Origin of the sequence: Rhodococcus sp. AB351 (genome assembly GCF_049538275.1) — a bacterium.
Taxonomy (GTDB): Bacteria; Actinomycetota; Actinomycetes; order Mycobacteriales; family Mycobacteriaceae; genus Rhodococcus.
In genome coordinates this window covers 285,838-299,872 of record NZ_JBMVFW010000002.1, presented here as the reverse complement: position 1 = coordinate 299,872, position 14,035 = coordinate 285,838, and the positions used below count along the sequence as shown (strand labels likewise).

At 69.6% G+C, this 14,035-nt stretch carries 13 protein-coding genes; 9 read left to right on the top strand and 4 right to left on the bottom strand.

Annotated features, from left to right (window positions below; all coding sequences use genetic code 11):
- Nucleotides 1–7: 7 nt before the first annotated feature.
- The 5 genes from ACPCXD_RS07440 to truB are packed head-to-tail and all read left to right on the top strand — an operon-like array spanning nt 8 to nt 4,945.
- Nucleotides 8–1,015: a DHH family phosphoesterase gene (locus tag ACPCXD_RS07440; RefSeq protein WP_016693579.1), complete on the top strand. Its 1,008-nt coding sequence runs from the start codon at nt 8–10 to the stop codon at nt 1,013–1,015.
- A complete protein-coding gene (locus ACPCXD_RS07435; protein WP_145691788.1) occupies nt 1,012–2,376 on the top strand; it encodes an MATE family efflux transporter in 1,365 nt (454 codons plus the stop codon). The genes ACPCXD_RS07440 and ACPCXD_RS07435 overlap by 4 nt, the downstream gene beginning before the upstream one ends.
- A gap of 3 nt (nt 2,377–2,379) precedes the next feature.
- Complete coding sequence (locus ACPCXD_RS07430) at nt 2,380–3,318, top strand: metallophosphoesterase family protein (protein WP_145691787.1); 939 nt, start codon at nt 2,380–2,382, stop codon at nt 3,316–3,318.
- Nucleotides 3,319–3,359: 41 nt separating this feature from the next.
- The gene (npt, locus tag ACPCXD_RS07425) at nt 3,360–4,022 is read left to right on the top strand and encodes a 4'-phosphopantetheinyl transferase Npt (protein WP_026061431.1); all 663 of its coding nucleotides are present in this window, start codon (nt 3,360–3,362) and stop codon (nt 4,020–4,022) included.
- The gene (gene truB / locus ACPCXD_RS07420) at nt 4,022–4,945 is read left to right on the top strand and encodes a tRNA pseudouridine(55) synthase TruB (RefSeq protein ID WP_145691786.1); all 924 of its coding nucleotides are present in this window, start codon (nt 4,022–4,024) and stop codon (nt 4,943–4,945) included. The genes npt and truB overlap by 1 nt, the downstream gene beginning before the upstream one ends.
- 6 nt (nt 4,946–4,951) lie before the next feature.
- Here the strand turns inward: truB and ACPCXD_RS07415 are convergent, their stop codons facing one another.
- The 4 genes from ACPCXD_RS07415 to ACPCXD_RS07400 are packed head-to-tail and all read right to left on the bottom strand — an operon-like array spanning nt 4,952 to nt 8,236.
- Nucleotides 4,952–5,644: a metal-dependent transcriptional regulator gene (locus ACPCXD_RS07415; RefSeq protein WP_016693574.1), complete on the bottom strand. Its 693-nt coding sequence runs from the start codon at nt 5,642–5,644 to the stop codon at nt 4,952–4,954.
- Nucleotides 5,645–5,664: 20 nt separating this feature from the next.
- The gene (locus ACPCXD_RS07410) at nt 5,665–6,558 is read right to left on the bottom strand and encodes a metal ABC transporter permease (protein ID WP_145691785.1); all 894 of its coding nucleotides are present in this window, start codon (nt 6,556–6,558) and stop codon (nt 5,665–5,667) included.
- Nucleotides 6,555–7,352, bottom strand: a complete 798-nt coding sequence (locus ACPCXD_RS07405) for a metal ABC transporter ATP-binding protein (protein ID WP_145691784.1) — start codon at nt 7,350–7,352, stop codon at nt 6,555–6,557. Before ACPCXD_RS07405 ends, ACPCXD_RS07410 begins: the two co-directional genes overlap by 4 nt.
- The gene (locus ACPCXD_RS07400) at nt 7,349–8,236 is read right to left on the bottom strand and encodes a metal ABC transporter substrate-binding protein (protein ID WP_145691783.1); all 888 of its coding nucleotides are present in this window, start codon (nt 8,234–8,236) and stop codon (nt 7,349–7,351) included. The genes ACPCXD_RS07405 and ACPCXD_RS07400 overlap by 4 nt, the downstream gene beginning before the upstream one ends.
- Before the next feature lie 158 nt (nt 8,237–8,394).
- On the opposite strand from ACPCXD_RS07400, the gene ACPCXD_RS07395 reads away from it, so the two are divergent.
- The 4 genes from ACPCXD_RS07395 to ACPCXD_RS07380 all read left to right on the top strand — a co-directional run bounded on the left by ACPCXD_RS07395 (nt 8,395) and on the right by ACPCXD_RS07380 (nt 13,894).
- A complete protein-coding gene (locus ACPCXD_RS07395) occupies nt 8,395–9,363 on the top strand; it encodes a bifunctional riboflavin kinase/FAD synthetase (RefSeq protein ID WP_160875921.1) in 969 nt (322 codons plus the stop codon).
- A gap of 93 nt (nt 9,364–9,456) precedes the next feature.
- Nucleotides 9,457–10,875: a wax ester/triacylglycerol synthase domain-containing protein gene (locus ACPCXD_RS07390; RefSeq protein WP_423659060.1), complete on the top strand. Its 1,419-nt coding sequence runs from the start codon at nt 9,457–9,459 to the stop codon at nt 10,873–10,875.
- A 139-nt stretch (nt 10,876–11,014) separates the two neighbouring features.
- A complete protein-coding gene (gene rpsO / locus ACPCXD_RS07385; protein WP_006551263.1) occupies nt 11,015–11,284 on the top strand; it encodes a 30S ribosomal protein S15 in 270 nt (89 codons plus the stop codon).
- Nucleotides 11,285–11,608: 324 nt separating this feature from the next.
- Nucleotides 11,609–13,894 carry a polyribonucleotide nucleotidyltransferase gene (locus tag ACPCXD_RS07380; protein WP_060650958.1) on the top strand — a complete coding sequence of 762 codons (2,286 nt, stop codon included), beginning with the start codon at nt 11,609–11,611 and terminating at the stop codon, nt 13,892–13,894.
- The last annotated feature ends 141 nt before the right edge of the window (nt 13,895–14,035 follow it).

Sequence of the window (14,035 nt, the reverse complement as noted above, 5' to 3'; positions counted from 1 at the left end):
TCCTCCGGTGATCCCGTCGCACCGGGACGATGCCGCTCTCCCGTCTGCCCCGGCAGGATCCGTCGACCTGCCGGGTGCCGCCGCACTGCTGGATGCGGCGGCCACCGTGACGGTGCTGTGCCACATCAATCCCGACGCCGACACCCTCGGCAGCGGGCTGGCCCTCGGGCTCGCGCTCGAGCGGCGCGGTGTCGCCGTGCAGGTGGCGTTCGGTTCGCCGGCGAACATGCCGGACTCGATGCGGTCGCTGCCGGGCGCACACCTGGTCACGCCGGTCTCGGAGGTGCGCCGCGAGGCCGATCTCGTGGTGACCGTCGACTGCGGTACCGCGGGCCGTCTCGGTGTCCTGCGCGACCGTTTGAAGACCGCCCCGAACGTCCTGGTGATCGATCACCACCTGTCCAACACGCGGTTCGGCACCCACAACCTCATCGACCCGGAGTCCGAGGCCACCGCGATGGTGCTCGCCGACCTCTTCGACGTGTGGGGTGTCGAGATCGATGCCGCACTCGCGCACTGCCTGTACGCGGGACTGGTGACCGACACCGGATCGTTCCGGTGGGGTCGCCCGCAGGCCCACGGACTCGCCGAGCGTCTGCTCGCCACCGGGATCGACGGCACGTCGATCACGCGTGCCCTGCTCGACACCCATCCCTTCGGGTGGCTGCCGATGCTGTCGTCGGTGCTTGCCACTGCCACGCTCGAACGCGACGCCGCGCAGGGCAGGGGACTGGTCTACGCCTTCGTCCGGCGCGCCGACTCCGCACATCTCGGTCCGGAGGAGGTCGAGAGCGTCATCGACATCGTGCGCACCACCGCGGAGGCCGAGGTCGCCGCAGTGTTCAAGGAGGTCGCTCCCGAGGAGTGGACCGTCTCGCTGCGCGCCAAGAGCTCGGTGGACGTGTCCGCCGTCGCCACCGCACTCGGCGGCGGAGGACACCGCCTGGCGGCGGGGTACACCGCCCACGGCGACACCGATCGGATCGTCGCCGCCCTGCGCGGCGTGCTCGGTTGACGGCGTCCGGCGAGTCGCCCGCCTCGGATATCTCCGGACGGCGCATTCTCGGACTCGCCCTTCCCGCGCTCGGGGTGCTCGCGGCCGAACCGCTCTACCTGCTGTTCGACATCGCCGTCGTCGGCCGGCTCGGGGCGCTGCCCCTGGCCGGTCTCGCGATCGGCGGATTGATCCTCGCTCAGGTGAGCACCCAGCTCACCTTCCTGTCGTACGGCACCACCTCGCGTGCGGCGCGTTTCCACGGCGCGGACCGGCACGACGACGCGGTCGGCGAAGGCGTGCAGGCGACGTGGCTCGCGATGATCGTCGGACTGGCCATCCTGATCGTCGGGCAGGCGCTGGCCGGCCCCGTCGCGCGGCTGCTCGCCGGTGATGCCGAGATCGCCGACGCCGCCGTCTCCTGGCTGCGTGTCGCGCTGTTCGGGGCACCCCTGATCCTCGTCGGCCTGGCAGGGAACGGCTGGATGCGCGGCGTGCAGGACACGATCCGGCCGCTGCGTTTCGTCATCACCGGTCTCGCCCTGTCGGCGGTGCTGTGCCCGGTACTGGTCCACGGTCTGCTGGGTGCTCCCCGGTGGGAGCTCGTCGGTTCCGCCGTCGCCAACGTGATCGGGCAGTCCGTGACGGCCGTCCTGTTCGTCGTGGCGCTGTTGCGGTCCGGGGTTCCGCTGCGACCGCGACCCGCCGTGATCGGCGCGCAGTTGCGGCTCGGCCGCGACCTGATCGCCCGCAGCCTCGCGTTCCAGGCCTGCTTCCTGTCCGCGGCGGCGGTGGCGTCGCGCTTCGGTGCGGCCGCGGTGGCCGGTCATCAGGTCGTGCTGCAACTGTGGAACTTCGTGACCCTGACCCTGGACTCGCTGGCGATCGCCGCGCAGGCCCTCGTCGGAGCAGCACTCGGTGCGGCCGATCGGCGGGGCGCGACGCGCCTGGCGTGGCGGTTGTCGGCCTGGTCGGCGGTCTTCGCGGTCGTCCTCGCGGTGGTCTTCGTGGTCGGCAAGGACGTGATCCCGGGTCTGTTCACCACCGACACCGAGGTGCTCGACCAGATCGGCGTCGCGTGGTGGTTCTTCGTCGCGATCATGCCGCTCGCGGGAATCGTGTTCGCACTCGACGGTGTTCTCCTCGGTGCCGGGGACGCCGCCTTCCTGCGCACCGCGACGCTGGCCTCGGCGTTGTTCGGCTTCCTGCCGTTGATCTGGTTGTCGCTCGCGTACGACTGGGGTCTGGCGGGTATCTGGACGGGGCTTACGGTGTTCATCGTGTTCCGGATGATCGCCGTCGTATGGCGCACGCTCTCGGGACGATGGGCGGTGACGGGCGCGGACCGGCAGGTGCGTGTCCAGGACGAGTCGGGAGGTTAGTGCGTGGCAGCGAAGCTGTGGGCGATCAGCGACATCCATGTGGGCCATCGGGGCAACCGGCCGGTCACCGAGGATCTGTATCCCGAGTCGCCCGACGACTGGTTGATCGTCGCGGGCGACGTGTCGGAGAAGACCGACGACATCCGGTGGGCGCTGTCGCTGCTCCGCAGCCGGTTCGCGAAGGTGATCTGGGTGCCCGGCAACCACGAACTGTGGACGACCGCCAAGGATCCGGTGCAGATGTTCGGGGTCGCGCGCTACGACTACCTCGTCACGATGTGCCGCGAACTCGACGTGCTCACCCCCGAGGATCCCTATCCGGTCTGGGAGGGCGAGGACGGGCCCGTGGTGCTCGTGCCGATGTTCCTGCTCTACGACTACTCGTTCCTGCCGGAGGGCACCACGACGAAGGCGGACGGTCTCGCTCTCGCGCGCGAACGCAACGTCGTCGCGACCGACGAGTTCCTGCTGAAGCCGGATCCGTACATCACGCGCGACACCTGGTGCCGGGTGCGTGTGGAGCAGACCCGCGCCCGTCTCGACGCGCTCGACCCCGCCCTGCCCACCGTGCTGATCAACCACTTCCCGCTGGTGCGCGAACCCACGCGGATGCTGTTCTACCCCGAGTTCGCGCTGTGGTGCGGTACCACCGAGACGGCCGACTGGCACCTGCGCTACCGGGCGCTGTGCAGCGTCTACGGCCACCTGCACATCCCGCGGACCACCTACTACGACGGGGTGCGCTTCGAGGAGGTCTCGGTCGGCTACCCGCGCGAATGGCAGCGACGCGGCATGCCGGAGCAGCCCCTGCGGCAGATCCTGCCGGTCCCGGAGTATCCGCCGGGCAGCCTGAACAAGTGGGGCGGTCATTTCACCGTGACCCCCGAGATGGAAGCGGAGGCCGAGAAGATGCGGGCTCAACGAGAGAAGGAGTTGCGGTGACCGAACCGGACACCGGCCAGAAGACGGACACGCGCGGCGCGCTGATCGGGCGCATCGTGCCGGACGGCGTCGCTGCAGCCGAGTTGTTCGAGGACCCACCGGGACTGCGGCCGCATCCCCAGGAGGAGCCGCTCGTGGCGCGGGCCGTGGAGAAGCGGCGCCGCGAGTTCGCCGGTGCCCGTCACTGCGCCCGACAGGCCATGCGCACCCTCGGCGTCGACCCGGCGCCGGTACTGCGCGGGGAGAAGGGCGATCCGATCTGGCCGCGCGGCGTCGTCGGCAGCCTCACCCACTGCGACGGTTATCGCGGTGCCGTGCTGGGCTATTCGCTGCAGATCCGTTCGCTCGGCATCGACGCCGAGCCGCACGACGTGCTCCCCGACGGGGTGCTGCCCGCGGTGAGCCTCGAACCCGAACGCGAGTGGCTCGCCTCGGCCGGCGACGACCTGCACTGGGACCGTCTGCTGTTCTGCGCCAAGGAGGCCACCTACAAGGCGTGGTTCCCGCTGACGAAGCGGTGGCTGGGCTTCGAGGACGCCCACATCACGTTCGAACGCGACACCACCGCGGACGCGGTCACCGGCACCTTCCACTCGCGACTGCTCGTCCCCGGCGACACCCTCGACGGGCAACCGCTGACGGGCTTCGACGGACGGTGGCTCATCGCCGACGGTCTCGTCCTCACCGCGATCACGGTGCGTTGATGAACGACACCGTCCCCTCGCAGGAACATCCGGCCCTCGCCCGCGCAGGCCTGCTCGTCGTCGACAAGCCCGCCGGCATGACGAGCCACGACGTGGTGGCGCGCTGCCGCCGACTGCTCGGCACCCGCAAGGTCGGGCACGCGGGCACCCTCGACCCCATGGCGACGGGCGTGCTCGTCCTCGGCGTCGAGCGCGCCACGAAGCTGCTCGGGCTGCTCGCGCTGACGACCAAGTCGTACACCGCGACGATCCGTCTCGGGCAGAGCACCGTCACGGACGATGCGGAAGGCGAGACCGTCGCGACCACCGATGCGACGCACGTGACCGACGAGCAGATCGGCGAGGGCGTGGCGGCGCTGACCGGCGACATCCAGCAGGTGCCCGCCAGCGTCAGCGCCATCAAGATCGACGGCAAGCGCGCCTACGCCCGGATGCGTGAAGGGGAGGCGGTCGAGCTGAAGGCCCGGCCCGTCACCGTCTCGCGGTTCGACGTCCTCGTCCGGCGCGATGTGCCCGAGAGCGGCTTCGTGGACCTCGACGTCGACGTGGACTGCTCGTCCGGCACCTACATCCGGGCGCTCGCACGCGATCTCGGCGCGGCCCTCGGAGTGGGCGGCCATCTGACGGCGCTGCGTCGCACGAAGGTCGGCCCGTTCGGACTCGAACACGCCCGCACGCTCGAACAGCTCGCCGACGACCCGACGCCGAGCCTCGACATCGACGCGGCGGTGCGCACGGCCTTCGAGTGCCGGACCATCAGCGACGAGGAGGCGGGGCTGCTCGCGAACGGCCGCTGGCTCGAGCCCGTCGGGATCCGCGGGGTCTACGGCGCCGTGGATGCGCAGGGCCGGGCCGCGGCGCTGCTGCAGGAGAAGGGCAAGCGGGCCGCGGCGGTGTTCGTGGTGCGGCCCTCCAACATGTGAGCCGGCTCAGACCAGCCAGATCGCTTCGGCGGCCGGGTGACCGAGGTCGATCGTGCGGCCCTCGGTCCGGCCCAGCCGGACCGAGATGGTCCCGGCGAAGTCGCGGCGTTCGAGGACCGTGATGTCGGTGTCGAGCGCGATCCCGACCTCGTCGAAGTAGCGCAGCATCGCGGGGTCGGAGTCGGAGATGCGGGCCACCCGGCCGTGGTCGCCGTCGTTGAACTCGCTCAGGGCGCGGGCGGGCGGTGCCGGGATCGTGCCGTCGGGCGACGGGATCGGGTCGCCGTGCGGGTCGCGTTCGGGATGGCCGAGTTTGGCGTCGATCGCCGCGACCATCCGTTCGGAGACGGCGTGTTCGAGGATCTCGGCCTCGTCGTGCACCTCGTCCCACCCGTAGTCGAGCTCGCGGACCAGGAAGGTCTCGATGAGGCGATGGCGACGGACCATCGCCACCGCGGCCTGCCGACCCTCGTCGGTGAGCGAGATCGCGCCGTATCGCTCGTGGTCGACGAGTCCCTGGTCGGCGAGGCGGCGCACCGCTTCGGACACGGTGGACGCCGACACGCCCAGCTTCTCGGCGAGCAGCTTGGTGGAGATCTTCTCCCCGGACCACTCCTGGACCGTCCACATGATCTTGAGATAGTCCTGTGCGACCGAGGACAACATCTCGGTCGCGGTGGTCTCGTTACTCTCAGGCACGCGTCCAGCTTAGGTAACCGTCACCCGGGAATCACGCTCTCCGTCGGCTCGCTCGCCCTTTCGCCCTCCGGGGCGCGGCGACGCGTCACGAGCCGGGTGAGGACGCCCTGCCGCGGCGCGAACAGGTACGCGAGGGTGAAGACCACGGCCTGGGCGAGCACCACCACGCCGCCGGTCGCAGCATCGGTGTAGTAGCTCGTGTACACACCGACCACCGACGCGATCACCGCGAGTACCGGTGCGATCACCAACATCCGGGCCATCCGGTCGGTGAGCAGATAGGCCGTCGCGCCCGGGATGATGAGCATCGCGACGACCAGGATCACACCGACCGCCTGCAACGCGCTGACGATCGTCACCGCGAGCAGCGACAGCAGCAGCGCCGACAGCGCGGCGGGGGACAGGCCGAGGGTGTGCGCCTGGACGCGGTCGAAGGCGAACAGCGTCAGATCGCGGCGCTTCGCGACGAGGACAGCCAGCACGACGGCCGCCAGGATCGACACCTGCCAGACGTCGCCCGTGGCGAGACCGAGCAGGTTCCCGAACAGCACGTGGTGCAGGTCGATCTGGCTCGGGTTCTTCGAGATCAGAACCACGCCCAGGGCGAACAGTGTCGTGAAGACGATGCCGATGGTCGCGTCCTCCTTGACGCGGCTCGTGCCGCGGACGAGCCAGATCAACGCGACGGCGATGCCGGCGAAGACGAGGGCTCCGAGCGCGAAGGGCACCCCCACCAGATAGGCGAGGACGACACCGGGCAGCACGGCATGCGAGACCGCGTCGCCCATCAGCGACCAGCCGATGAGCACGAGCCAGCAGCTGAGCAGCGCGCACACGATCGTCGCGGCCACCGCGACGAGCAGCGCGCGCTGCATGAAGCCGTACTGCAGGGGTTCGATCAACGTGTCGATCATCGTCCGGCCTCCTGTGCGTACGTCTCCCGTGCGAAATCCTCGGCCCGCCCACCGTTCGCCGGTGGGGGAGCACCGAAGGCGCGGGCGAGGTTCTCCGGGAGCAGGACCTCCTCGGGGGAGCCGTGCACGAGCACGCGCCGCTGCAGCAGCACCGCCTCGTCGCACAGTTGCGCGAGACCCGCGAGATCGTGGGTGGCGACGAGGATCGCGTGACCGCTCGCCGCCAGTTCGCGGATGACGGCGGTCAGCGCGTGCTCGGTGGTGGTGTCGACCCCCGCGAACGGCTCGTCGAGCAGCAGCAGCGGCGAGCCCTGCGCGATCGCCCGTGCCACGAAGACACGCTTGCGCTGACCGCCCGAGAGCTGCCCGATCTGCCGGCCGGAGAGCGCGGTCATGCCCACGCGTTCGAGCGCGGCGTCGACGGCCTCGTGGTCGGCGGGGCGCGGACGGCGCAGGAAGCCCTGGTGGCCGTAGCGTCCCGTCATGACGACGTCGCGTACGCCGATCGGGAAGTTCCAGTCGACGGCCTCGGACTGCGGCACGTAGGCGACCTGCGTGCGGCGACGCGCCACGGCGGTGGTCGTCCCGCCGATGGTGACGCGACCCGAGGTGGGTCGCACGAGACCCATGATCGTCTTGAACAGCGTCGACTTGCCCGAGCCGTTCGTGCCCACGAGTCCGCAGACGCGGCCCGGTGCGAGCTTCAGGGTGACGTTCTGCAGGGCCAGGACAGTGTCGTAACGCACCGTCACGTCGTCGACGAACAGTGCCGGTGTGTCGAGTGTCGAAGTCATGGCCTCAGTCCCGTCGTGATGACGTCGATGTCGTGTCGGAGCAGATCGAGGTAGGTGGGGACGGGGCCGTCCGCCTCGGAGAGCGAGTCGACGTAGAGGATTCCGCCGAATTCCGTTCCGGTGTCGGCGGCGACCTGCCGTTGCGCCTTGTCCGAGACGGTCGATTCGCAGAACACCGCCGGCACCTCGTTGGTGCGCACGAAGTCGACGGTGCGGGCGATCTGCTGGGGGGTGCCCTGCTGGTCGGAGTTCACCGGCCACAGATAGGCCTCCTGCAGCCCGGCGTCCCGCGCGAGATAGCTGAACGCGCCCTCACAGGTGACGAGTGCGCGCCGGTCGGCGGGCACGCCGTCGAGGGCGGTGACGAGTTCGGTGTGGAGACCGTCGAGTTCGGCCTTGTACGCCTCGGCGCGGGCCGCGAAGTCGTCCGCGTATTCGGGGGCGAGGTCGGCCAGTGCCGCGGCGATGTTGTCGACGTAGACGCGGGCGGCGAGCGGGGACATCCAGGCGTGGGGGTTGTACGGGCCCGTCGTCGCGCCCTCGCCGATCGGCAGGGGGTCCACGCCCTCGCTCACGACCACGTGCTCGGCGTCGACGTCGGCGACGAACTGCTCGAACCACCGCTCGAGACCGAGTCCGTTGTCGAGGACGAGATCGGCCTCGGTCGCGAACCGCAGGTCGCCCGGGGTGGGCTCGTAGCCGTGGACCTCGGCGCCGGGTTTCGTGATGGACTCGACCCGCACGTGTTCGCCGCCGACGTTGCGTGCCATGTCGGCGAGGACGGTGAAGGTGGTCAGGACCAGGGGCCGGTCGTCGGCGGAACCGGTGGTGGAACACGCCGTGAGGGCGGCAGCGCAGGCCGTGGCCGCGAAGACGGCGATCATGCGACCGGCGCGGGAGGATACGGACCGTGTTCTGTGGGCTCTCGACGAAAAGTTCGGCACACCGAAATTATGCATTCGCAGGGCCGTCAACGTCATGTGGGGCACGCCGGGAGCCATCCGGGCGTGCCCCACCCGCTCATGAGCCGTAGGCTGCCGATGTGCAGAGATGGCGAGGTCTGGACGAAATTCCTGCGGACTGGGGTCGGTGTGTACTCACGATCGGCGTGTTCGACGGTGTACACCGCGGCCATCAGCAACTCATAGCGCGTGCCGTCGAGGCCGCGCGGGCACGCGGTGTGGCCGCCGTGCTCATGACCTTCGATCCCCACCCCATGGAAGTGGTACGCCCCGGCAGTCACCCGGCGCAGCTGACCACCCTCGCGCGGCGCGCCGAACTCGCCGAGGAACTCGGCATCGACGTCTTCTGCGTCATGCCGTTCACCCCGGAGTTCATGAAGCTCTCACCGGAGCGGTACGCCCACGAGATCCTCGTCGAGCGACTGCACGTGGCCGAGGTGGTCGTGGGGGAGAACTTCACCTTCGGCAAGAAGGCTGCCGGCACCGTCGACATGCTCCGCTCGATCGGTGAACGCTTCGGGTTCGCGGTGCAGGGGCTCACGCTGGTCGCCGAGCACGCCGTGACGTTCTCGTCGACGTACATCCGTTCGTGCGTCGACGCCGGGGACGTCGTCGCGGCCGCGGACGCACTCGGGCGCCCGCACCGGGTCGAGGGTGTGGTCGTGCACGGCGACGGCCGCGGTCGCGGACTCGGATTCCCGACCGCCAACGTCGCACCGCCGATCTACGCGGCGATCCCCGCCGACGGCGTGTACGCGGCCTGGTTCACGGTGCTCGACTCCGGTTCGCCCGTCGAGGGACTCACGGCCGGTCAGCGTTACCTCGCGGCCGTGTCGGTGGGTACCAATCCGACCTTCTCCGGACGCAAGCGCACGGTCGAGGCGTTCGTCCTCGACGAGAAGGCCGATCTGTACGGCCAGCACGTGGCGGTCGACTTCGTCGAGCGGCTGCGGGGCATGGAGAAGTTCGATTCGGTCGAGGCGCTCATCTCCGCGATGCACCGCGACGCCGAACGAGCGCGAGAGGTCCTTACGAAGACTCCCGACTGACGCCGGTGTCGTTCGGGTGGCCGGTGTCGTCCGAACGAACGAAACTGCGAGTTCGGTAGCAAGAACCGCTTGTATGGCGTCACAATCGGCTACATGCTTTTTCGAGAGTGGAGGTCCGCGCGCCTTTCGTGGGTCGATGCGGGTAACTACTTTCAGTCGATCCCGGGACGGCCCACCGATTGGTGGTCGTTCGCCGTGTTCTCCGAGGACCGGGGACGCACTCCGGACCGCGAGGCGGTTCTGTCGTTCTTCGCCTCCCGGATGCACCTGGTCAGCGCTCTGGCACGTCGGATCGCCGACGCGCCGGGCTCACTGGACTATCCCTACTGGGTGAAGGCCGACCTCGCCGTCGACGACGTGGTCACCGTCCACGACGCGCGCAGTTCCACCTTCGAGGACTGGCTCGGGTCGGTGGCGCGACTGTCCGCCGACGGCGTCGACGCCGCCCGGTGCCCGTGGCAGGTGCACGTCTTCCCGGGCGTCCCCGATCCGGACGAGCCCGGCGCGACCGTCACCGTCGCCGCGATCCAGGCGAGCCATGCCATGCTCGTCGGTTCCTCCGCCCGGGGGCTCCTCGAAGCCCTGTTCGGTGAGGAGGGCCGGCCGCTGGAGGTCGACGGTCTCGCGCCGCCCGCCGGCACGACCCATCCCGTCGCGGCCACGACGCACGGCATCGCCCGTCTCGCGATCTGGCCGGTCGTCGCGCTCGACGGGCTCGTGCGGGCACATCCGGAGGCGCGTCGTCGCCGTCAGGATCCGCTGCCCGGAACGGTAAGCGCGGATCCCGCCCCGGACAGGACTCCCGTCGTGCAGACGAACCGCCGGGTCATCCGCATCCTGCGGCCCGACCTGTCGGCGCTGGCCGGACGATCGTGGACGGTGACCGCCCTCGGGCTGACGGCGGTGTCGCTCGCGATGGAGCGCTATTACCGCGAGCGCGGGGAGGATGTGCCCTCGGAGTACGCGGCGGTGCCCGTGGCGCTCGGCGAGTCGGCGGCCGGGCTCGGGGTGAATCGCGTCGCGGGCGGTCTGGTGCCCCTGCACGTCGAGATCCCCGAGCCTGCGCAGCGCGCGGCGACGATTGCCGACTCCCTCGCGCGTGAACGGGCCCGCGTCGACTCGGCGGAGAGCATCGACGCGATGCACCGCACGGGCGCCGCGCCCTATCCGGTCTTCCGGCGTGTCTCCCGCGCGCTGGCGCGCGCGCTCGCGTCCGGAGCGGTCCCCGGCGTCGCGACGGCGCTCAGCAGCGTCAACTGCGGTGCGGACGTACGGTGGTCGGTGCCGTGGGGGCACCTGAAGTTCATTGCCGGTGTGCAGGCCCTCGTGCCGCGTGTCGACTTCATGCACACCTTCGCGCGGGCGGGGGATGCGTTCGCGGTCACCGTCCTGGCCCCGGCACGGGACGACAACCGTCCCAACCGCGACATCGACCGGTACGTCGAGCTGCTCGATCAGGGTTTCGCCGAGGTGTCGGCCGCGGTGGGCCGCGCGGGTGCCGGCCGGCGTTGAACCCCGCTCGTGGTTCGGCGGCGGAAGCCGGCTCTGATAGGCTGGACCGTCGGTGCGCGCTGCGGTTCGCGGTGGCCGTACCGGGCGGACTCCGGTCCGTCTACCGTCACGCGGACGTCAGTTGTACAGGAGTGACCCAGTGGCTCTGACCACCGAACAGAAGAAGCAGATCCTCGGCGAGTACGGCCTCCACGAGACCGACACCGGTTCCCCCGAGGCGCAGGTGGCACTGCTCACCAAGCGCATCGTGGACCTCACCGAGCACCTCAAGCAGCACAAGCACGACCACCACTCCCGCCGCGGCCTGCTGCTGCTGGTCGGTCGTCGTCGCCGCCTGCTGAAGTACGTCGAGAAGGTCGACGTCGAGCGTTACCGCTCGCTCATCCAGCGTCTGGGTCTGCGTCGCTGACGCGGACACGACACGACCTGATCTGCATTCGCTGATCTTTTCCGGCAGCCGACGGGGTACCCACTACACTGGGCCCCGTTGGCTGTCGGTGTTTGTGCCGGTTCGGCCGGCGACTTCCATCGCCTCCAATGGTGATGATCCGTATGCACCGACGGTGTCGGTCCTCGGTAGTGACCTTCCGGTCCCGTCGGGTGTCGTATCCCGAATCCGCCGGAGGGTTTCGATCGACGACCGCCTCCGTGAGTCGGTGCGCAGCCGTGGCCACGGGGGTCGCGGCGCCCGCGCGGGTACGGCGAAGACGAAGAGGGAAGAGAAGACATACAGATGACAAGCACTACCGCAGTCGAGATCGACGAAGGGGTCTACGAGACCACCGCGACGCTCGACAACGGTGCCTACGGCACCCGCACCATCCGTTTCGAGACCGGCCGCCTCGCACGCCAGGCCGCCGGTTCGGTCGTCGCCTATCTCGACGACGAGACCATGCTGCTCTCGGCTACCAGCGCCTCGAAGCAGCCCAAGGACCAGTTCGACTTCTTCCCGCTGACGGTGGACGTCGAGGAGCGCATGTACGCCGCGGGTCGCATCCCCGGCTCGTTCTTCCGTCGTGAGGGACGCCCCTCCACCGACGCGATCCTGACCTGCCGTCTGATCGACCGGCCGCTGCGCCCGTCCTTCGTCGACGGTCTGCGCAACGAGATCCAGGTCGTCGTCACGGTTCTGAGCCTGAACCCGAACGACCTCTACGACGTCGTCGCGATCAACGCCGCGTCGGCCTCCACCCAGCTCGCCGGCCTGCCGTTCTCCGGCCCGGTCGGTGGCGTGCGTGTCGCGCTCATCGTCTCCGACGACAACAAGTCGGGCCAGTGGGTCGCGTTCCCGACCGTCGAGCAGCTCGAGAACGCCGTCTTCGACATGGTCGTCGCCGGTCGCATCGTCGGTGGGGGAGACAACCCCGACACCGCCGACGTCGCGATCATGATGGTCGAGGCCGAGGCGACCGAGAACGTCATCGCGCTCGTCGACGGTGGCGCCCAGGCGCCCACCGAGTCCGTCGTGGCCGAGGGCCTCGAGGCAGCGAAGCCGTTCATCGCCCGCCTGTGCATCGCGCAGCAGCAGCTCGCCTCCGCCTCCGCGAAGCCCACCGGTGAGTTCCCGCTGTTCCCGCCCTACCAGGACGACGTCTACGCCGCGGTCGAGTCCGCTGCGTCGGAGAAGCTCGCCGAGGCGCTCACCATCGCCGGCAAGCAGGAGCGCGACGACCGCACCGACGAGATCAAGGTCGAGGTGCTCGAGCAGGTCGCTCCGAACTTCGAGGGTCGCGAGAAGGAGATCGGCGCTGCCTTCCGTTCGCTGACCAAGAAGCTCGTGCGCCAGCGCATCCTGCGCGACCAGTTCCGCATCGACGGCCGCGGTGTCACCGACATCCGTGCCCTCTCCGCCGAGGTCGCGGTCGTTCCCCGCGCCCACGGTTCGGCGCTGTTCGAGCGCGGCGAGACCCAGATCATGGGTGTCACCACGCTCGACATGGTGAAGATGGCGCAGCAGGTCGACTCGCTCGGTCCCGAGACCAGCAAGCGCTACATGCACCACTACAACTTCCCGCCGTACTCCACCGGTGAGACCGGTCGTGTCGGCTCGCCGAAGCGTCGCGAGATCGGCCACGGTGCCCTCGCGGAGCGCGCGCTCATCCCGGTTCTGCCGAGCCAGGAGGAGTTCCCCTACGCCATCCGTCAGGTCTCCGAGGCCCTCGGCTCGAACGGCTCGACGTCCATGGGTTCGGTCTGCGCCTCGACGCTGTCGATGCTCAACGCCGGTGTGCCGCTCAAGGCCCCGGTCGCCGGTATCGCCATGGGCCTGGTCTCCGACGAGGTCGAGCTCGAGGACGGCACCCGTGAGACCCGCTACGTCGCCCTCACCGACATCCTCGGTGCGGAGGACGCGTTCGGCGACATGGACTTCAAGGTCGCCGGCACGAAGGACTTCGTGACCGCCCTGCAGCTCGACACCAAGCTCGACGGCATCCCGTCGCAGGTCCTCGCCGGTGCGCTCTCGCAGGCCCACGATGCCCGCGCCACGATCCTCGAGGTCATGGCCGAGGCCATCGACACGCCCGACGAGATGAGCGAGTTCGCTCCGCGTATCACCACCATCAAGGTCCCGGTGGACAAGATCGGTGAGGTCATCGGCCCCAAGGGCAAGATGATCAACTCGATCACCGAGGAGACCGGCGCCAACATCTCCATCGAAGATGACGGCACCGTCTACGTCGGTGCAGCGGACGGCCCGTCCGCGCAGGCCGCGATCGACAAGATCAACGCCATCGCCAACCCGCAGCTGCCGAAGGTCGGCGAGCGCTTCCTCGGCACCGTGGTCAAGACCACGGCGTTCGGAGCGTTCGTCTCCCTGCTCCCCGGCCGCGACGGCCTGGTGCACATCAGCAAGCTCGGCAACGGCAAGCGCATCGCCAAGGTCGAGGACGTCGTGAACGTCGGTTCGAAGATCCGCGTCGAGATCGCCGACATCGACAACCGCGGCAAGATCAGCCTCGTCCCCGTCGAGGACGAGTCGGCCGAGGCCGCTGCGACCGGCGAGAACGCCGAGTCCTGATCACCCCACCCGCCTGCCGGTTCCCGGTGGGCGCGTGAACCCCGCACCCGTGGCGCCCGACATCCGGTCGGGCACCACGGGTGCGTCGTTTCCGGCAGACCATGGTTACCGGGGTGCAACGGCCGGACGTCATCCGGGTGA